The 17656-nt window shown below is 63.9% G+C and carries 16 protein-coding genes; 6 read left to right on the top strand and 10 right to left on the bottom strand.

The annotated features are described in order from the left end of the window. Nucleotides 1-30 precede the first annotated feature (30 nt). The gene (locus tag B0G73_RS09430; RefSeq protein ID WP_106280065.1) at nucleotides 31-1488 is read left to right on the top strand and encodes an MFS transporter; all 1458 of its coding nucleotides are present in this window, start codon (nucleotides 31-33) and stop codon (nucleotides 1486-1488) included. A gap of 150 nt (nucleotides 1489-1638) precedes the next feature. Here the strand turns inward: B0G73_RS09430 and otsA are convergent, their stop codons facing one another. From otsA to B0G73_RS09400, 6 genes are all read right to left on the bottom strand, one after another. Next, nucleotides 1639-3075, bottom strand: coding sequence for an alpha,alpha-trehalose-phosphate synthase (UDP-forming) (gene otsA, locus B0G73_RS09425; RefSeq protein WP_106280063.1), 1437 nt, complete (start codon nucleotides 3073-3075; stop codon nucleotides 1639-1641). A 211-nt stretch (nucleotides 3076-3286) separates the two neighbouring features. Continuing rightward, nucleotides 3287-3499, bottom strand: coding sequence for a hypothetical protein (locus B0G73_RS09420; RefSeq protein ID WP_106280061.1), 213 nt, complete (start codon nucleotides 3497-3499; stop codon nucleotides 3287-3289). A gap of 181 nt (nucleotides 3500-3680) precedes the next feature. Then, the gene (locus tag B0G73_RS09415) at nucleotides 3681-3926 is read right to left on the bottom strand and encodes a hypothetical protein (RefSeq protein WP_106280059.1); all 246 of its coding nucleotides are present in this window, start codon (nucleotides 3924-3926) and stop codon (nucleotides 3681-3683) included. A gap of 117 nt (nucleotides 3927-4043) precedes the next feature. Then, the gene (locus B0G73_RS09410; protein ID WP_106280057.1) at nucleotides 4044-5444 is read right to left on the bottom strand and encodes a sigma-54 dependent transcriptional regulator; all 1401 of its coding nucleotides are present in this window, start codon (nucleotides 5442-5444) and stop codon (nucleotides 4044-4046) included. A 306-nt stretch (nucleotides 5445-5750) separates the two neighbouring features. Continuing rightward, entirely contained in the window at nucleotides 5751-6017 is a 267-nt protein-coding gene (locus B0G73_RS09405) for a hypothetical protein (protein ID WP_106280056.1), read from the bottom strand. Nucleotides 6018-6063: 46 nt separating this feature from the next. Next, entirely contained in the window at nucleotides 6064-6381 is a 318-nt protein-coding gene (locus B0G73_RS09400; protein ID WP_106280054.1) for a YqjD family protein, read from the bottom strand. A gap of 371 nt (nucleotides 6382-6752) precedes the next feature. Here B0G73_RS09400 and B0G73_RS09395 point away from each other — a divergent pair, with 371 nt between their 5' ends. The 3 genes from B0G73_RS09395 (at nucleotide 6753) to B0G73_RS09385 (ending at nucleotide 9314) form a co-directional block, all read left to right on the top strand. Beyond that, nucleotides 6753-7811, top strand: a complete 1059-nt coding sequence (locus B0G73_RS09395) for a sigma-54-dependent Fis family transcriptional regulator (protein WP_106280053.1) — start codon at nucleotides 6753-6755, stop codon at nucleotides 7809-7811. A gap of 358 nt (nucleotides 7812-8169) precedes the next feature. Further along, entirely contained in the window at nucleotides 8170-8748 is a 579-nt protein-coding gene (locus tag B0G73_RS09390; protein ID WP_106280051.1) for a hypothetical protein, read from the top strand. Beyond that, complete coding sequence (locus tag B0G73_RS09385; protein ID WP_106280050.1) at nucleotides 8745-9314, top strand: hypothetical protein; 570 nt, start codon at nucleotides 8745-8747, stop codon at nucleotides 9312-9314. The genes B0G73_RS09390 and B0G73_RS09385 overlap by 4 nt, the downstream gene beginning before the upstream one ends. A gap of 99 nt (nucleotides 9315-9413) precedes the next feature. Here the strand turns inward: B0G73_RS09385 and B0G73_RS09380 are convergent, their stop codons facing one another. Both B0G73_RS09380 and B0G73_RS09375 read right to left on the bottom strand, forming a co-directional pair. Continuing rightward, nucleotides 9414-10760, bottom strand: coding sequence for an AAA-associated domain-containing protein (locus B0G73_RS09380; protein WP_106280048.1), 1347 nt, complete (start codon nucleotides 10758-10760; stop codon nucleotides 9414-9416). A gap of 20 nt (nucleotides 10761-10780) precedes the next feature. Then, nucleotides 10781-12532: an ABC transporter permease subunit gene (locus B0G73_RS09375; RefSeq protein ID WP_106280046.1), complete on the bottom strand. Its 1752-nt coding sequence runs from the start codon at nucleotides 12530-12532 to the stop codon at nucleotides 10781-10783. 709 nt (nucleotides 12533-13241) lie between these two features. Between B0G73_RS09375 and B0G73_RS09370 the strand changes: the two genes are divergently transcribed. Together B0G73_RS09370 and B0G73_RS09365 are read left to right on the top strand one after the other, a co-directional pair. Continuing rightward, nucleotides 13242-14933 (top strand): sensor domain-containing diguanylate cyclase, encoded by a 1692-nt coding sequence (locus B0G73_RS09370; protein ID WP_106280044.1) that lies wholly within the window; start codon nucleotides 13242-13244, stop codon nucleotides 14931-14933. Between the two features lie 145 nt (nucleotides 14934-15078). Beyond that, nucleotides 15079-15345 carry a hypothetical protein gene (locus B0G73_RS09365; protein WP_074763386.1) on the top strand — a complete coding sequence of 89 codons (267 nt, stop codon included), beginning with the start codon at nucleotides 15079-15081 and terminating at the stop codon, nucleotides 15343-15345. Nucleotides 15346-15431: 86 nt separating this feature from the next. Here the strand turns inward: B0G73_RS09365 and B0G73_RS09360 are convergent, their stop codons facing one another. Both B0G73_RS09360 and B0G73_RS09355 read right to left on the bottom strand, forming a co-directional pair. After that, a complete protein-coding gene (locus tag B0G73_RS09360) occupies nucleotides 15432-16751 on the bottom strand; it encodes an ATP-binding protein (protein WP_106280042.1) in 1320 nt (439 codons plus the stop codon). Next, nucleotides 16735-17460, bottom strand: coding sequence for a response regulator (locus B0G73_RS09355; protein ID WP_106280040.1), 726 nt, complete (start codon nucleotides 17458-17460; stop codon nucleotides 16735-16737). The genes B0G73_RS09360 and B0G73_RS09355 overlap by 17 nt, the downstream gene beginning before the upstream one ends. Between the last annotated feature and the right edge of the window lie 196 nt (nucleotides 17461-17656).

Raw genomic sequence — 17656 nt, 5'->3', positions numbered from 1 at the left:
CGAGCCGCCCCACTAAAACTCGAACAATCGATGCAAGCACAACCACCGCGCAAGGACGGCGCCGACGGCACCATCGCCGCCGAAGCGGCCGACACCCTCGCCCTCGACACATCGCTGCGCAAGGACACCGAACAAGGTTTGCCGATTCCGCAGCGCTACTGGGCGATGCTGGTTATCGCGCTCTCCCTCACGCTTGCGGTGCTTGACAGCGCGATTGCCAACGTGGCGCTGCCGACTATCGCGCGCAATCTGCACGCCAGCGCGGCCGGCTCGATCTGGGTCGTCAACGCCTATCAGCTCGCGATCACCATCTCGCTGTTGCCGCTCGCCTCGCTCGGCGACCGCATCGGTTACCGGCGCATTTATCTGGCCGGGCTGATCCTGTTCACGGTGGCGTCGTTCGGTTGTGCGTTGTCGACTTCGCTGCCGACGCTCGCGCTCGCTCGCGTGATCCAAGGCTTCGGCGCGGCCGGCATCATGAGCGTGAATACGGCGCTGGTACGCATGATCTATCCGCCCGCGCAGCTCGGACGCGGCGTCTCCATCAACGCGATGGTGGTCGCGGTGTCGTCGGCGGTGGGGCCGACCGTGGCTTCCGGCGTGCTCGCGGTCGCCTCATGGCCGTGGCTGTTCGCCATCAACGTGCCGATCGGCATCGCGGCAATCGTCGGCGGCTTCAAGGCGTTGCCGATGAACCCCGGCCACGAATCGCCGTACGACTATTTGAGCGCGGTGATGAACGCATTTGTCTTCGGCCTGCTGATCTTCGCGGTCGACGGACTCGGCCACGGCGAGGGATTCCGCTACGTCGCGCTCGAAGCGCTCGGCGCGCTGGTGATCGGCTATTTCTTCGTGCGCCGTCAGTTGACGCAGCCCGCGCCCTTGCTGCCGATCGATTTGCTCAGGATTCCCATCTTCGCGCTCTCGATCGGCACGTCGGTCTGTTCGTTCTGCGCGCAGATGCTCGCCTTCGTGTCGCTGCCGTTCATGCTGCAGGACTCGCTGGGTTTGTCGCAGGTGGAAACCGGTCTGCTCATGACGCCGTGGCCTGCCGTGATCATCATCGCGGCGCCGATTGCGGGCGTACTGTCGGACAAGGTGTCGTCGGGATGGCTGGGCGGCATCGGACTTGCCGCGATGACGGCCGGGTTGCTGCTGCTCGCCACACTCGGCGCGCATCCGGACGCCATGCAAATCGCCTGGCGCATGGCCTTGTGCGGCGCCGGCTTCGGCATCTTCCAGTCGCCGAACAATCGCACCATGCTGTCTGCCGCGCCGCGCGAGCGCAGCGGCGGCGCGAGCGGCATGCTCGGCACCGCGCGCCTGACCGGCCAGACGCTCGGCGCGGCGCTGGTCGCGCTGATCTTCGGCATCGCGCCACAGCATGGACCGACCATCGCGCTCTACGTGGCCGCGTGTTTTTCGGCGGTCGCCGCGGTGATCAGCACGATGCGCGTCAGGCACCATGCCAATGTGCAGCCGGCCTGACTGAGTTCAGCGCAAGGGATTTTTTCAGCCGTACGAATGCAAAAAGGGCGTGGCTCACGTTGTGCGAGCCACGCCCTTCGCTTCTACTTTCACACCGCCAATCAGATGACGTGACCAGCACGCGCGGCTCTCACGCTAGCCGCGCGACCGTTACTCCGGCAACGACGGCGCGGTCACGTCAGCGCGCTTTACCGCTTTGGCCGCCACCGACGATGCCGTCGCGACGTTGCGCAAATCCGCGAGGAAGGTATCGCGCCACACCGACAGATTGTTCTCGCGCATTGGCGCCATCATGTCGGCATGCCGTGCCTGACGCTCGGCGAGCGGCATGGAGAGCGCGCGTTCCAGCGCCTCGGCCATCTGTGACAGATCGAACGGATTGACGACGAGTGCGCCAGGCAGCTGCTCGGCCGCGCCGGCGAACTGCGACAGCACGAGCACGCCCGGGTCGGCCGGATCCTGTGACGCCACGTACTCCTTTGCGACGAGATTCATACCGTCGCGCAGCGGCGTCACATAGCCGACCTGCGACTGACGGAAGAGCGCCATCAAGAGATTGCGCTCGTATTTGCGGTTCAGGTACTGGATGGGCGTCCAGTCGAGTTGCGCAAAGCGACCGTTGATGCGGCCCGCTTCGCCCTCGAGCGTCTGACGAATCCGCTGGTAGGTCGTGACGTCGGCGCGCGTCGGCGGCGCGATCTGCACGAGCGACACGCGACCGTGCCAACCCGGTGCGTTCAGCAGCAACCGCTCGAACGCCTGGAAGCGCTCCACCAGACCCTTCGAATAATCGAGGCGGTCGACGCTCATGATCAGCTTGCGTCCGCGCATGCCATCGCGCAGGCTGCGCACCGGCTTACGGTCGGTGAATTGCTCGGCGGCCTTGGCGATCGCGTCTGGATAGATCCCGATCGGATACGCGCCCACCTTCAGGAAACGGTTATACGCGTGCACCATACCGTCTTCGCTCGAGGTGCCGTGCTGGCCGCGCTCGATAAAGTCGACGAACGACTGGCGATCCGCATCGGTCTGGAAGCCGATCACGTCGTAGCTGCACATGGCCTTGACCAGTTCTTCGTGCGGCGGAATCGTGCGCAGCACTTCCGGCACCGGAAACGGAATATGCAGGAAGAAGCCGATCGGATTCTTCACGCCGAGTTCGCGCAGGCAGCGCGCGAACGGCAGCAGATGATAGTCGTGAACCCAGATGATGTCGTCGGGCTTGAGCAGCGCCTTGAGCTGCTTGGCCAGCGTCGCGTTGACACGTTGATACCCCGCGTATTCCTGCCGGTCGTAGCGCGACAGGTCATTGCGATAGTGGAACGTCGGCCACAGCGTCGCATTGGAAAAGCCGCGGTAATACTGGTCGTAGTCGCGCTTGGTCAGGCCCACCGTTGCGTACGTCACATTGCCTTGTTTTTCTATCACCGGAGCGCTGGGCTCACTCACCGTCTCGCCGCTCCAGCCGAACCAGACCCCGCCGCTTTCCTTCAGCGCGTCCAGCACGCCGATAGCGAGACCGCCCGCTGCGGGACGGCCTTCCTGAGTCGGCGCGACACGATTCGATACCACGATCAGTCTGCTCATTGGTGCTCCACCTAGTTCAGTTGTTTCGTTGCATACGGATATGTGTCGAAAAGATGCATGCAAGTCGCGTGCCGTTTTTAACAGTCGCAGAAATAAAAATGTATGCAAATGTGACTGACGAGCAAAAACGCGCGGCGCCACCCGGCCGCGAAGAAATTTTTTCTGCTTTGTATGACGAAACCGGAAGGCCTCTTACCGGTCGTCAATCGGCTCAGGCGTCCTGTTCCGAGCCGAGGTCGCGCTGGTACTCCAGCCCTTCCTGACGCACGCCGCCCTGGTTGTGCTCGCCGTCCGGTGGCGCGTCGGGCGCGATGCGGTTCTGCCCTGCGGGATCGTGCAATTCAGGCGGACTCTCCTTGGTGCCGGCCGGCCGGGAGTCGCGCTTCGAATGGCGCGCTGAACGTCGCAATGCTGGATGTCTCATGATCCACGCCTCCGCGGGAAGCCCGCCGCCAGATTGGCGGCGTCAATACAGTCTAGGGGTCGCGACGGTAAATTGCCGGTAAAAGATGCGCCGGCTTTGTAACAAATACATAAATTCGGCGCGCCATACTGCGGCGCAACCGAAGAACGTGTCAGAGTTGCATACGCGGCATTCGCGACGGCTAACGCTGACCGGCTTGTGGCGTTTGGGTCGGCTGCGGCGGCGGATCGCCGATTGGCGGAGCGACGGGCTCGATCGGTTCGATGGGTTGCGGACTCGGATCGGGACTGGGACCTGGAACCGGAATGGTGTCGGGTTCGCCTGGACTCGGCGGCGCAATCGGAGGCGGCGACGGCGGCTCGATCGGCTCGGGACGATGAGCCTGAATCGGCAGGGGAAGCGCGGGGGCGGCAGCGTAGTCCGGCATATTATTTATCCTCGTTTGCGTTCCATTGGTTCGCAGCAAGGCTTGTGCCGTTACGGTTGCGCCCCCGGCTGGTTGCGCCGGCTGGTTGCGCCGGATGTGTCAGCGGCGCTGGCGGCGTTAAGCGTCCGCGCCGCCCAATGCGCGCGACTCGTCGGCGGCGTCGCCGTCTTCACGCGCGTCGTTGCCGTATTCGACGAGGCGGTTATATAACGTCTTCAAGCTGATGCCGAGAATCTCGGCGGCTCGCGTCTTCACGCCGCCGCACTGCTCGAGCGTGGCCAGGATCAGTTGACGATCCGCTTCGGCGAGCGACGTGCCGAATGGAATCGTGATCGCCGTACCGGCCGCGGGCTTCGACAGCGTGATCTGCAGCGGCACCGTTGCCGTGCTGTCCGAATCCGTACCGGACATGATGTGCGCGCGCTGCACGTAATTCTTCAATTCGCGCACATTGCCCGGCCACGGATAGGACATCAGCATGTCCTTCACGGCTGCGGGGAAATGCTTCTTCGTGCTGTGGCGTTCGTTGAGTTCGTCGAGGAACGCCTGGGCCAGCAGTTCCACATCCTTGCCCCGCTCGCGCAAGGGCGGCAGGCTGATCGGAAACACGTTCAACCGGTGGTACAAGTCGAGCCGCAGCTTGCCTTCCAGCACGGCCTGCTCGGGATCGCGGTTGGTCGCCGCAATCAGGCGCACGTCGGTTTCGATTTCCTTGGTCGTGCCGACCCGCATGAACATGCCGGTTTCGAGCACGCGCAACAGCTTCACCTGCAACTCGATCGGCATCTCGGTGATTTCGTCGAGGAACAGCGTGCCGCCGTTCGCGCGCTCGAAATAGCCCTTGTGCTGACGATCCGCGCCGGTAAACGAGCCGCGCTCGTGGCCGAACATTTCCGATTCGATCAGGTTCGGCGAAATCGCGCCGCAGTTCACAGCGAGGAACGCGTGCTTGCGACGCAAGCTGAGCTGGTGCAGCGTCTGCGCGGCGACTTCCTTGCCGGTGCCCGACTCGCCCACCAGCATGACCGAGGCCGCCGTCGGCGCAACCCGGCCGATCTGGTCGTAGACCTCCTGCATGGCCGGCGAATTGCCGAGCATCAGGCCGAAGCGGCCCATGCGGCGCAGTTCGCCGCGCAACGTGCCGATTTCCGCCTTCAGGTCGCCGGCGCGCGGCAAGCGCGAGAGAATCGCCTTGACGCGCTGCATGTTGATCGGCTTGACCAGATAATCGGTGGCGCCCATCTTTAGCGCGTTGACGGCCGACTCCACCGTGGCATGGCCGGTAATCACGATCACTTCCACGCCGGAGCGCGGATCCAGATCTTCGAACAGGTCGACCCCGCTGCCGTCCGGCAGCTTCAGGTCCGTAAAAACGACGTCCGGCATCTGCCGGACCAGTTGAATGCGCGCTTCGCGCAAATCGCCCGCGGTGGCGGTGGTCAGGCCATCTTCCCCGATGATGGCGGAAAGTGCCTCGCGGGTACCGGCATCGTCATCGACAATCAGTACATGTGGCATCGCGTCTCGAAAGCCTGCAAGCGTGGGTGTGGGAAAACATGCAAAGGCGCATGTTGAAATGCGTGCCGTCGACCTGTCGTCTGGCCGTTGCCGCGGGCGCTAATGTGAGCGCCCACCAACTCCAACCCAACACGCCAAGCCGAACGACTTGATTCAATCTTGCAACAATATGAGGGCAAACCCACCCGCCCAAACCGTCATTGTTGTTTATTTACCTATTATACGGCTTTACAGAGACAAATTAGCAATGCATACCGGGCGCCGCCGGCCCTGCGGCGAGCCGGCAATGCAGTGCAGACAAATGGCTCAACTACGCGGGAACGGCCAGGGGCCGCCGTTGCCGTTCGGGTAAGCGGAGCCGTTGGCGCCATGCGCGCTCGGGCTTGCGCCACCCGTCGTGGTCGCCTGATTGGCCGTCGGCGCCGCGACCGTACCGCCCTCGTTTTCCCACCGGTTCAACTCGCGCGCCACCGGGACTTGCGCGGCGCGGTTGCGCTGCTGCACGTAGCGCACTGCCAGAAAGCCGCCGAGCGCCATCAGTGCGCCGAAGATGCCGATCTTGGGTCGTGCCATCGTGAACTCCTTGTCGTCATGAAGCGGATTAAAACTGTGAAGCGCCTTAGCGCGCGGTGAGCACGCCGAGTACAAAGCCGACGCCCGCGGCAATGCCGATCGAACGCCACGGGTTGTGCCGCACGTAGCGTTCGGTATTGATGGTGGCGGCTCGATAACGCCGCTGCGCATTCTGCTGTGCGTCGCCAAGCGCCGATTGCAGGGTCTCGACGTGCGTGCCGAGTTTGTCGCGCAATGCGCCGACGCCTTCGCCCGGCACATTGGCGGCAAGGCGCAGCATTTCCTCCGAGTCCTTCAGCAGCACTCGCAGATCCTCGACAATCTTCTGGCCGCCGAGTGCAAGCTGTTGCGTGGTGTCAGTCATCATTCACTCCTGGTCTGAGTTCGGCGTTGCGTGTGCGTTCCGGCGAGTGCGCATAACGCTGCAAATTGGCGAATGCCGATCGCCGCCGTCGCGCAACATATGCCATGCGATCGCATGAAAAAGCACACGCGTGTCGGATCGGTTTCGCAATCGCCGTGCCCGGTAAGTTCGCCTTGCTCATAGCGAGCAAACCGCGAGCCGGGCAGTTTCGACCGATCTGGCGCCACGTAGTTTTCCAACCCTCAGATCGTTTGCCGAAAACGGTGCCAAAGTGGTTAAATCAACGTTTGAGAGATAGCGGCCTCGCTGGTTAATCTCGTTCCAGGCCTGCGCGCCGTAACAACACATTCATTTGCACAGGACCCCCGTTTATGGCGTCAATCGACCTCGCCTCGCCCACCGTCACCGGCGGAGGCAATGCTTCGGCAATGGCGAAGCAGCGCGTCGCGGACGGCATCGTGGGACTCAAATCGTACGGCTTGCTGTATGGCTCGTCGCCGGTAATGCTGGATCTGTACCAGCAGATCGAGCGCGTGGCGGGCACTGACGCGACCGCGCTGATCATCGGCGAATCGGGCACGGGCAAGGAGCTGATCGCCCGCACGATTCACGATCAAAGCAACCGCAGGGAAGCACCGTTCGTCGCGGTGAATTGCGGCGCGATTCCCGACGAACTCATCGAAGCCGAACTGTTCGGCCACGAGAAAGGCAGCTTCACGGGCGCCGTCCAGGGCCGCGTCGGCTACTTCGAACACGCGAACGGCGGCACGCTGTTCCTCGACGAAATTACCGAGATGGCGCCGGTGCGCCAGGTCAAGCTGCTGCGCGCGCTGGAAACCGGCACCTTCTATCGGGTCGGCGGCAACGACCTGATCAGCGGCAACGTGCGCGTGATCGCCGCGACCAATCGCGACCCCGCGGTGGCCGTCAAGGAAAACGGTCTGCGTGAAGACCTCATGTACCGGCTCGCGGTTTTTCCGCTGCGCGCGCCGCCGCTGCGCGAACGTGAGAATGACCGCGAACTGCTCGCGCAACACTTCCTCGCGCTGCTGAATCAGCAGGAAGGCACGAGCAAAAGTTTCAGCAAGCGCTCAATCGAAACGCTGCGCACCTGGTCATGGCCGGGCAACGTGCGCGAGTTGAAAAACGCCGTCTATCGCGCATTCATTCTTGCGGAAAAGATCGTGGAGTTGCCGCATCCGCATCTCGCGTCGCGCGTGAAAAAGCCGACAACGCAGGGCGACGCGATGAGCGTATGGATCGGCACGCCGCTCGCCGACGCGCAAAAGCAGATCATTCTCGGCACGCTCAAATATTGCGGCGGCGACAAACGGCGCGCGGCCAAAGCGCTCGGCGTAAGTCTGAAAACCTTGTACAACCGCTTGAGCGCTTACGGCGACGAAAGCGCCGAAGAGGACCTCGACCAATGAACTTATGCCGCGGCACTCATGGAGTGAAGCGGCATGAGTGCGTGCCTCGCGTGCCGGAGTGATCAAGTGCTCGCCGGGCTTCAGCGGCTGACCAAACGCTGCAAGCAAGCCCACTTCGTGCGTCTTGAAAAGCAAACCAAATCCGTTCGCACCGCCAATCAAAATGGGTTCTGCCCAAACAGAAATCCTTTTGTCTCGCACCATCTTTTGCAATTGCTTGCATTTTCCCTCTGCCAATTACAAATAGCATCCTGCAAAATGCGGCACACGCATTGCTAGGTGGGGAACGCGTGTTGCTCGTTCGCGTAACGGTTGTCGAGCGTGAATGAAAGGCACTTGCAGGAGCAGAGACAGGGAAATGCAAAAAAGTATGGTGTGGGCCGAATGGGCAAAAAGAACCGCCGGGCGCGGACGTCCCAATGCAACGGCGCTCGTTGCTCTAGCCGTGGTGATCTCGTCGGCGCTGAGCGGCTGTAGCTCGCTCTATTCAGAAGGCGCGACCGCCGGAGCCGGTATCGCAGGCGCCGCGCTCGCGGCGAAAGTCACCAGCAACGCGGCCGTCGCGACCGGCATCGGTCTTGGCGCAGTGGCCGCAGCGCGTGCGGGTGTCCAGTACTCCGAGCGCGTGGTTCACAAGAATACGCAGGACGGCATCGCCAAAATCGCCGGGCCGCTCGACGTCGGCGCAATCGCCCCGTGGAGTGTGACCCACTCGATGCCGATTGAAGACGACGAGCACGGCCGCGTTACTGTCAGCCGCACAATCAGCGCGGGCGCGCTCGACTGCAAGGAAATCGTCTTCTCGGTCGATCAGACGGCCACCAAGAACGTGCCGGCAAGCAGCGCGTTTTACGTCGCTTCGATTTGCCGCGACGGCGACAACTGGAAATGGGCGTCGGCCGAACCCGCTACCGAACGTTGGGGCGCGTTGCAATGACGGCGCGTTCGCATACGGCTGCCCTCACGGCGCGCCGCCCTCGCCTCGCCGCCTGGTCCGGCAGCCGGCTGCGGCTGGTGCTGGCCGGCGCGTTGTGCGTCGGCGCAAGTGTGCTGACGAGCGGCTGCTCGTCGGTCGGCGCGGCGAGCGGCGCGGCAGCGGGCGTCGCGTCCGGGCTGGTGACATCCAATCCGGCCATTGCCATCGGTGTCGGCATTGCCGTGCAGGCTGCGACCGACGAGGCCGTCGGCCACTACATGCGCGTCATGCACACCGATCAGCAGAACATGATCGCCGCGTTGGCGGGCGCCATGCCGGTCGGCGAGACACGGCCGTGGGCGGTCAAGCACACGTTGCCGATCGAGAATGGCCACGGCCAGGTGCGCGTAACGCGCGCGTTCGGCTCGGCCCTCGCGCTCTGCAAGGAATTCGTCTTCTCGGTACAGGACGGCGACGGACCGACCGCGCATGAGGACTGGTATACGGCGAGCGCGTGTCAGCAGGAAAAGGGCTGGAAGTGGGCGTCCGCGGAACCGGCCGTCACGCGCTGGGGCAGTCTGCAATAACTGCACGGCAATGAAAAAACGGCAGGGTCGCCCCTGCCGTTTTTGCTTCGAACCGGCCTCACGCGTCTTGATCGACTCAAACGCGCAACGCGGGCGCGCTCAAGACTCCACGTCTTCCAGACTGAAGATTTCGGTCTGGTCGTTGTACGAGAAGATCTCGCCATAACGGCCCCAGTTGATGACCGCGTCGAGCGTCTCTTCCGCGGCGCTGTCCGACAGAAAATCCTCCAGCTCCTGCTCGAAGCGCACGCGCGGCGCGCGATGCCCCGGCCGTTCGTTGAGCACCGTCTTGATTCGCGCGGCGAGGGGCACGTGACGCAGCAGATGTTCGGCGAACATCATCTTGCGTTCCTGAGTGCCGAACTCGGAGAACACGCGCGCCGGCGGCGTCAGGAAAATGTCGCCCTCGCGGATATCCGCGAAACCGAGATGCTGCAGCACTTCAGCGACCGGGAACAGATCGTCGACCTCGAGGTGCAGCGAGCGCGCGATTTCCGGCATGTCCGCACGGCCGTGGTACGGCGCGGCGGCCAGCGTTTCGATCAGACCGGCCATCAGGTTGGTCGACACGTGCGGCAGCCAGCTGTGCAGCTCGAGCCCCTTCCGGGTCTTTTCGTCGGTCTGACGCGCGGTCATCTTCGCGTAGATGTCGTCCACCAGCTTACGGAACGCCGGATCGAGACGATTGCGCGGATGCTTGAACGGCACCTTGATCTCGGCGATCACGCGGCCCGGATTCGACGACAACACCAGAATGCGATCGCACATGAACACCGCTTCCTCGATGTTGTGCGTGACGATCAGCACGGCCTTGATCGGCATGCGGCCTTGCGTCCACAGATCGAGCAGGTCGGTACGCAGGGTTTCGGCGGTCAGCACGTCGAGCGCGGAAAACGGCTCGTCCATCAGCAGCAGCGTGGGATCGACCACCAGCGCGCGCGCAAATCCGACGCGCTGGCGCATGCCGCCCGACAGCTCGCGCGGATAGGCGTTTTCGAAACCGTCCAGACCGATCAGGTCGATCGCCGCCAGCGCGCGCGTACGCCGCTCGCTCGCGCCGACGCCTTGCGCTTCGAGACCCGCTTCCACGTTTTGCAGTACGGTCAGCCAGGGGAACAGCGCGAACGTCTGGAACACCATCGCGACACCCTTGGCGGGACCGTCGAGCGGCTTGCCCATATAGGTGACTTCGCCGTCGGTCGGCTCGATCAGACCGGCGATGATGCGCAACAGCGTCGACTTGCCCGAGCCCGAACGGCCCAGCAATCCCACGATCTCGCCTTCGCGCAGCGACAGGTTTGCGTCGTCGAGGACGAGCAGTTCGCCCTGCGACTTGTTGAACCCGCGGCACACGTCCTTGACGCGCAGGATCTCTTCGCCGAGGCGCGGCGGCTTCGGCGGAATCTGGATCGGCGCGGCGGTCATAGCAGCTTTAGGATTTTGCATCGCGTTTTGCCTTTATTTCTTCAATCGAGCCGGAGCTTGGCTTCGGCGTAGGCGTACATCGGACGCCACAGCAGGCGGTTGAACAGAGTCACGAACAGGGACATCACGGCGATACCCACGATGATCTTCGGATAATCGCCCGCGGCGGTGGACTGCGCGATATAGGCGCCGAGTCCGTGCGCGGCCACCTTGGTGTCGCCCCACTGCACGAATTCCGCAACGATGCTCGCATTCCACGCGCCGCCCGACGCAGTGATCGCGCCCGTGACGTAGTACGGGAAAATGCCCGGCAGAATCGCCTGGCGCCACCACTGCCAGCCGCGAATGTGGAAGTTCTTGGCCGCCTCGCGATAGTCGTTCGGATACGAGGTCGCGCCGGCAATCACGTTGAACAGGATATACCACTGCGTGCCGAGCACGATCAGCGGCGACAGCCAGATGTCCGGGTTCAGATGGAAGCGCACGATCGCGATCACGAACACCGGGAACAGCAGATTGGCCGGGAACGCGGCGAGGAACTGCGCGAGCGGCTGGATCTTCTCGGCGAGCGCCGGGCGTAAGCCGATCAGCACACCCACCGGCACCCAGATCACGGAGGCGATCGCGATCAGCACCACCACCCGCAGCAGCGTGATCAGTCCGAGCACGAACACGTGCCAGACTTCGTCCAGCGACACGCCGGTGCGCACATAGATCACGACGCGATACACCACGTAGACGGTCGTGAGCAGCACCAGCGCTGCCCACACGATATCGCCGACGCGCGAACTCTTCTGCATCTGCGGAATCTGGAAGCGCGGCCCCTGGAACGCCGGCAGCCGGAACGGCACGCGCGCGGCCTTGGCGAACATCCAGCCGAGCGGCACCAGCAAGCGGTGGATCAGGCGGGTGCGGCGAATCAGATCGAGCAGCCACGATTCCGGCGCGTCGCCCGAACTGGTGTTTTCCATGCGGAACTTGTCGGCCCACGCGACGAGCGGGCGGAACAGCAACTGGTCGTAGGCGAGAATCACGACCGTCATGGCGAGGATCACCCAGCCGATCGCGTGCAGGTTCTTATCCGAGATCGCTTGCGCGAGATAGGCGCCGATGCCCGGCAGGATGATCGTTCTGTTGCCGACCGTGATCGCCTCGGAGGCGACCACGAAGAACCAGCCGCCCGACATCGACATCATCATGTTCCAGATGAGGCCCGGCATCGAGAACGGGACTTCCAGCTTCCAGAAGCGCTGCCATGAAGTCAGGTGAAAGCCGCGCGAGACTTCGTCCAGATCGCGCGGCACCGTGCGCAGCGACTGATAGAAGCTGAACGTCATGTTCCACGCCTGGCTCGTGAAGATCGCGAAGATCGCCGCGAGTTCGGCGCCGAGCACGCGGCCTGGAAACAGCGCCAGGAAGAAGGTGACCGTAAACGAAATGTAGCCCAGCACCGGCACCGACTGCAGGATGTCGAGAATCGGCACCAGCACGAGGCCGGCGCGGCGGCTTTTGGCGGCCAGCGTGCCATACACCAGCGTAAAGATCAGCGAGGCGACCATGGCCGCGAGCATGCGCAGCGTGGTGCGCATCGCATATTCAGGCAGGTTGGCCGGATCGAGCGAGATGGCTTGAGTCTTGAGCGTCGACATGGGCGCCAAGGTCTCGTGAAAGCCGATCGCCGCCATGGCGATCAAACAGATGATCAGCGGGAAGGCGACGAAGTCCCAGCGATTGGGCAGCACCCGCCATGCCGATGCATTGGCGGTGCGCTTCAGATTGAAGCTGAAGTCCATCAGAGACCCTCCCCGACGAACCAGGCGTTCAAGCCCAGCAAGGAGGATGCGGCTTCGGCGCGGCGATCTGAAGGTCGGTCCGGAAAGCGGAAATCAGGCATGGCAAAACGCGTATGCGCGGTAAATCGTTAGCGTTGGAGACACGTGAACCGGTGACGAATGTGCCGTGGACGAGCCGCCCAGGACCTCAACCGTCAAGCCAGACTCCTGTCGCCGCAGGCGCCGCCCGTAAGGGCTGGCGAGCTTTCCTTGTTTTGGACGGCACGACACTACACCATCCTATGTTTCAGGCACAACCTTTCGCGGCAAATAGCGATAAATAGCGGAGAACCTGCTTTCACCGCCCTTTAAGTCAGCATGCGCCGACCCTGCTGCCGATCTTTTATCGTGGCGCACCGGCCACATCGTCGACCATTGCGGGGCTGCCTCGATGGCCTGGAACTCACCGGACAAACCCGAACAACCGTCAAGAATCCGGCCGGGCTGCCGTTAAGAACCCGATGGACGCGGTGGACGCACTTCGCATTCCCGCAATAACGGTGGCGTCTGGCCCCATGACGGTTAAAATCAGAAGACGACGCCTGTTATCGGTTTATCCCGGGCCACAGCGACGGCGTATTGCCGACCGCTTCCACAGCGGTGAAACTGCGCGAGCGCGCTGCCACGAATGAGCTAGTTGCATGCCACAGCCAGACGGATCAGAGGGTCGATGAACAGGACAACCTTGCGCCAGGCAGCCGGACCGGTCAGCTTCATGCTGATCGTCCTGGTTTGCTGGTTCGTGGCCGGCACGGTTGCGGACCGGATGGTACAGCAAGAGCTGGACGCAGCCCTGCGTGCGCAGCGGCAGATGTCCACCTCGATCGTGGACAACATGGCGGAGGTGATCGCCAGCGACCTTGCGATGTCTCGCGCCATCCCCGCCACCATGGCCGAAATGGACGTGGTCCAGCGCGCTCTGGTGCAATCCCAGAATTATGCCGTGAAGAGTGGAGTGACGGAACCCGTCCTGCGCGCCGCCTTGCTCAAAGACGCGCAGATGAGCGCCGTGAGCAACTTCCTGCACGACGCGCAAGGCTTCTCCGGGCTCGACCAGATCTGGCTCGTCAACGCCAACGGCGTCTGCGTCGCCTCGAGCAACTCCATCGACAATCCCCTCGCGGCCGAGCGCTCTTTCGTCGGCACCGACATGCGGGTGCGCGGCTATCTGACGAACGCGCTGCTCGGCGCGTTCTCCGAAGCCTATGGCGTCGGCCGCTCAAGCGGCGAGCCCGGCATCTTCATTGCCGCGCCCGCATACGCGGACGGCCTGCTGGTCGGCGTGGTCGTCGCGAAGGTCGGCATCGCGCGGCTGCGCCACTGGGTCGCGCACGCCGGCACCTTCGTCGCCGACGACAACGGCGTCATCATCATGGCGCACAACAGCGAGCTCGAAGGCCGCGCACTGCCGAACTCGCGCGTCACGCACATGACGCCGGCCGAGCGCAAGATCACGTATCTGCGCGACACGATTCCCGACATCCAGATCAGCGTGGACTCGCAAGTACGCGAACAGGCGCCGTGGGTGCCGTCCGCCGTGGCCGGGCAACTATTCGGCATGCCCGAGCGACCCATGCCGTCGCTCTATCAGACGCGCGGCGGCCTGAACTCGGGACTGTCGGCGCATCTGGTCGATCCGCTCGTGGCCTGGCCGGAACTGCTGCGCAATCACAAGCGCGATCATTTGCTGGTGTTTCTGACGCTGGCCGGCACGGTCGCGCTGGCGTGGGTGATCACGGTGTCGTATGTGCGCGAGCGGCGCCACCATCGCGCCACGCGCGATCTCGCTGAACAATTGCAATCCGCCAACACGCTGCTGTCGGCTGAGGCGCGCCACGACGCGCTGACCGGCGCGCTGTCGCGGCGCTACTTTCTCGACCTGCTGCGCCACGAGATCGAACGCGCGCACGCAGGCAACGAACCGTTGTGCATGGCGATCGCCGACCTCGACCACTTCAAGCAGATCAACGACCGCTTTGGCCATGCGGCCGGCGACCGCGCGCTCGAACATTTCGTCGATACCTGCCGCGCCGAACTGCGCGGCGCCGACGCGATCGGCCGCCTGGGCGGCGAGGAGTTCGGTCTGCTGCTGCCGGCCACCGATCTGGCCGGCGGCCACGAAGTCGTCGAACGCTTGCGGCTGCGCCTGAAAGCGATACCTTCGCCGAAGTTGCCGCCTTCGGTGGGCTTGAGTGTGAGCATCGGCATTACCGAACTCTCGCCCGACGATCTGCCCGAGCGGATCATGAGCCGCGCCGACATGGCGCTTTACGCGGCGAAATCGGGCGGCCGCGACCGCACCGAGGCCCTGCCGCCCGACGACACCGCGCCGCCTGCCCGCACAATGGCCAACGTCTGGTGATGCGTCCGGCAGAAGCCGGACACCGGCGTCTCAATCAGTCCGCCGTCTGACGCAGGGCAAGACGCGCCCTCAGGCATCTCGGACGAAGCAGGTATCATCAACCCTGATATCGAGGTTGCCGCTACCGCTTTAACGGGAGATTCGCATGAAGGGAAATTTGGTCATCGTCTGCCGCGATCAGGATGCTGACGCGTTCGACCATCTGCTGGCTGAATACGGCGCGTTCCAGACGCGCCTGTCGTCCACCGCGTGGTATCTGAAACTGGCCGTCGCGCCGGAACTGATTCAGGAGGAGATCCTGGCACGTCTGGGCAAATACACCACCCACTATATTTTCGAAGCGGAAACGGTCACGTGGAATACGGTGGATAGCGACGCGGCGAATGCGCTGAATACGTTGTTCTCGGATTAGCACGCCGGTTTCCGGCGGCGCCTTCTGGATCTTGCGCCCGGATCTCAAGACGCGGCACGGACTGCCGAGCCCGCGCCGCGCACCGATTAACCCCAGGCATTCTCCGAAGTTGCCGCGGCCCGCGGCAACACTTCGAGCGGAAAGCTCATCAAGACTCGCAAACCACGGCCGCCGTGGTTGCCGATTTCCCACTCGCCACCGGCACGCCGCACCAGCCGTTCGACAATGGCAAGCCCGAGACCGCTATGGCCGTTGCCGCCGCGCGCCGGATCGAGCCGTACGAACGGCCGGCTCGCATTGATCAGATCTTGGGCCGCGATACCGCTGCCGTTGTCGCTCACCGACAAAGTGAAGCCTTCCGCAGTACGCGCCGTGGCGACGACGACCGGCGGCGCGCCGTATGCATGCGCGTTGTCGAGCAGATTCGACAGAATCCGGTCGAGTGTGGCGGCCGGCAGCAGGAACGCCGGCCCCGCGTTGAGTTCGGTCTGCACGGTGGGTGTACCGGAGGCCACCGCGCGATAGCTGCGCACGATCCGTTCGCACTGCGCGTCCACTTCGACCGCCTCGCTGCGATCGGCGCCGTCGTGGGCAAACACCAGAAACTGCTCGACGATATGCGTCATGGAATCGACGTCGCGCACCACGCCGTCGCGCATCTTTGCTTCGTCCATCATTTCGGCGCGCAGCCGCAAACGCGCGAGCGGCGTTTTCAGATCGTGCGCCACGCCCGCCAGCATCACGGCGCGGTCGTTCTCCGTGCGCGCCACTTCCTGGACCATCTGATTAAAACCGTGCGTGAGTTGACGCAACTCGCGCGGCCCGCGCTCCGGCACCGGCGGCACCGGCTGACCGCGGCCAAAACGCGCGACCGCCTGGGCGAGTGAGCGCAACGGCTGCTGCAGCGCCCAGGCGGCGAACAGCGCCGCCATCACCGCGAACGAGAAAATGATGGCAAGCCACAGCACCGTGCGGTCGAGCGAGCGCGGCGTGCGCAACGGCTGCACCGGCACGACGATCCAGCTGCGGTCGGAGGGCGCGCGCACCCATAGCGTGGGCGGGCGGCCCGGCTGGCCGATGCGCACCTGCGTGCCGGACGGCATGCGATCGCGCACGTCTTCGACGAAACGTTCGAGTGGCGGCGGCATGTCCGCGACCTCCGGCGGCACTTCCGGGCTCGCCGGGTCGACCAGTTTGACGCGCGACGGCAAGGGTTGATCCGGCGTTCGGGCGACGTGCTGACGCACCGCGTCGACGAGAAAGGTGGCTTCTTCGACCGCGTAGCGTGTTTGCAGCTGACTGCGTTCGAGGCGCATGAGCGCATACCACGCGAAATGCGACAGCAGCAGCACGGCGACGACCAGCAGCGCTAGCCGCCCGAACAGCGAATCAATGGGCCGGCGCATTCTGTTCGCCGTCGGGCACGAACACGTAGCCGCGGCCGCGCACCGTTTGAATGAAGCGCGGCGTGGACGGGTCGGTTTCGAGAATGCGGCGCAGACGCCAGACCTGCACGTCGATACCGCGGTCGGTGCCGTCGTATTCCGGACCGTGCAGCAGTTCGAGCAGGCGCTCGCGCGTGAGCGTGCGCATTGGGTGGTTGACGAAAATCTTCAGCAGCGCGAATTCGCTGCCCGACAACGTGAGCGGCTTGTCTTCCAGATGCAGCGTGCGCGACTGGAAGTCGAGCTTGAAGCGGCCGAAGTTGAACGGCTCGCGCTGTTCCGGCGCCGCCGCCGACGGCAGCGTGCGGCGCCGGCGCAGCACGGCCTGCACGCGCGCCAGCAGCTCGCGCGGATTGAACGGCTTGCCGAGGTAGTCGTCCGCGCCGAGTTCCAGCCCGACGATCCGGTCGACGTCGTCCGCCCGCGCCGTGAGCATGATCACGGGGATGTCGTCGCCCGACGCGCGCAGCTTGCGCAGGGCGGTGAGCCCGTCGACGCCCGGCATCATCAGGTCGAGCACGATCAAATCCGGACGCTCGCGTTCGAGCCTGCGCTCGAGCGAGCCCGCGTCGTGCAGCACCGAAACCTCGATGCCTTGGCGGGCCAGATAGTCGCGGAGCAGATCGCGCAATTCGACGTCGTCGTCGACAACAAGTATTTGAGTAGCCATGGGATGAAGTTTAACGCGCGGCAGGAAGGGTTTTGGATTTCAAACCGGCCCCAAGGGTTACCGGGTGTTACGGTGAAAGCTGTGCGTAATCCCCCGTAACAGCCGCATCCTGCCACGTAACACAGCGACCTGCGCAGTTCTCTACGCTCTGTCTTACCGAGTGCACGCCGTCCACTTTAACCGGTTGCATCGTCGG

The organism is Paraburkholderia sp. BL25I1N1, assembly GCF_003002025.1.
Taxonomy (GTDB): domain Bacteria; phylum Pseudomonadota; class Gammaproteobacteria; order Burkholderiales; family Burkholderiaceae; genus Paraburkholderia.
Note: the sequence above shows the minus strand (reverse complement) of the source record. Positions and strands in the feature narration are given on the sequence as shown.

Bases quoted from the DNA above. Each gene is read 5' to 3' on its own strand.
- B0G73_RS09400 (WP_106280054.1), bottom strand. From the start codon at position 6,381: ATGACTGACACCACGCAACAGCTTGCACTCGGCGGCCAGAAGATTGTC.
- otsA (WP_106280063.1), bottom strand. From the start codon at position 3,075: ATGAGCAGACTGATCGTGGTATCGAATCGTGTCGCGCCGACTCAGGAA.
- B0G73_RS09410 (WP_106280057.1), bottom strand. From the start codon at position 5,444: ATGCCACATGTACTGATTGTCGATGACGATGCCGGTACCCGCGAGGCA.
- B0G73_RS09405 (WP_106280056.1), bottom strand. From the start codon at position 6,017: ATGGCACGACCCAAGATCGGCATCTTCGGCGCACTGATGGCGCTCGGC.
- B0G73_RS09390 (WP_106280051.1), top strand. From the start codon at position 8,170: ATGCAAAAAAGTATGGTGTGGGCCGAATGGGCAAAAAGAACCGCCGGG.
- B0G73_RS09365 (WP_074763386.1), top strand. From the start codon at position 15,079: ATGAAGGGAAATTTGGTCATCGTCTGCCGCGATCAGGATGCTGACGCG.
- B0G73_RS09415 (WP_106280059.1), bottom strand. From the start codon at position 3,926: ATGCCGGACTACGCTGCCGCCCCCGCGCTTCCCCTGCCGATTCAGGCT.
- B0G73_RS09355 (WP_106280040.1), bottom strand. From the start codon at position 17,460: ATGGCTACTCAAATACTTGTTGTCGACGACGACGTCGAATTGCGCGAT.
- B0G73_RS09420 (WP_106280061.1), bottom strand. From the start codon at position 3,499: ATGAGACATCCAGCATTGCGACGTTCAGCGCGCCATTCGAAGCGCGAC.
- B0G73_RS09370 (WP_106280044.1), top strand. From the start codon at position 13,242: ATGAACAGGACAACCTTGCGCCAGGCAGCCGGACCGGTCAGCTTCATG.
- B0G73_RS09430 (WP_106280065.1), top strand. From the start codon at position 31: ATGCAAGCACAACCACCGCGCAAGGACGGCGCCGACGGCACCATCGCC.
- B0G73_RS09375 (WP_106280046.1), bottom strand. From the start codon at position 12,532: ATGGACTTCAGCTTCAATCTGAAGCGCACCGCCAATGCATCGGCATGG.
- B0G73_RS09360 (WP_106280042.1), bottom strand. From the start codon at position 16,751: ATGCGCCGGCCCATTGATTCGCTGTTCGGGCGGCTAGCGCTGCTGGTC.
- B0G73_RS09380 (WP_106280048.1), bottom strand. From the start codon at position 10,760: ATGCAAAATCCTAAAGCTGCTATGACCGCCGCGCCGATCCAGATTCCG.
- B0G73_RS09385 (WP_106280050.1), top strand. From the start codon at position 8,745: ATGACGGCGCGTTCGCATACGGCTGCCCTCACGGCGCGCCGCCCTCGC.
- B0G73_RS09395 (WP_106280053.1), top strand. From the start codon at position 6,753: ATGGCGTCAATCGACCTCGCCTCGCCCACCGTCACCGGCGGAGGCAAT.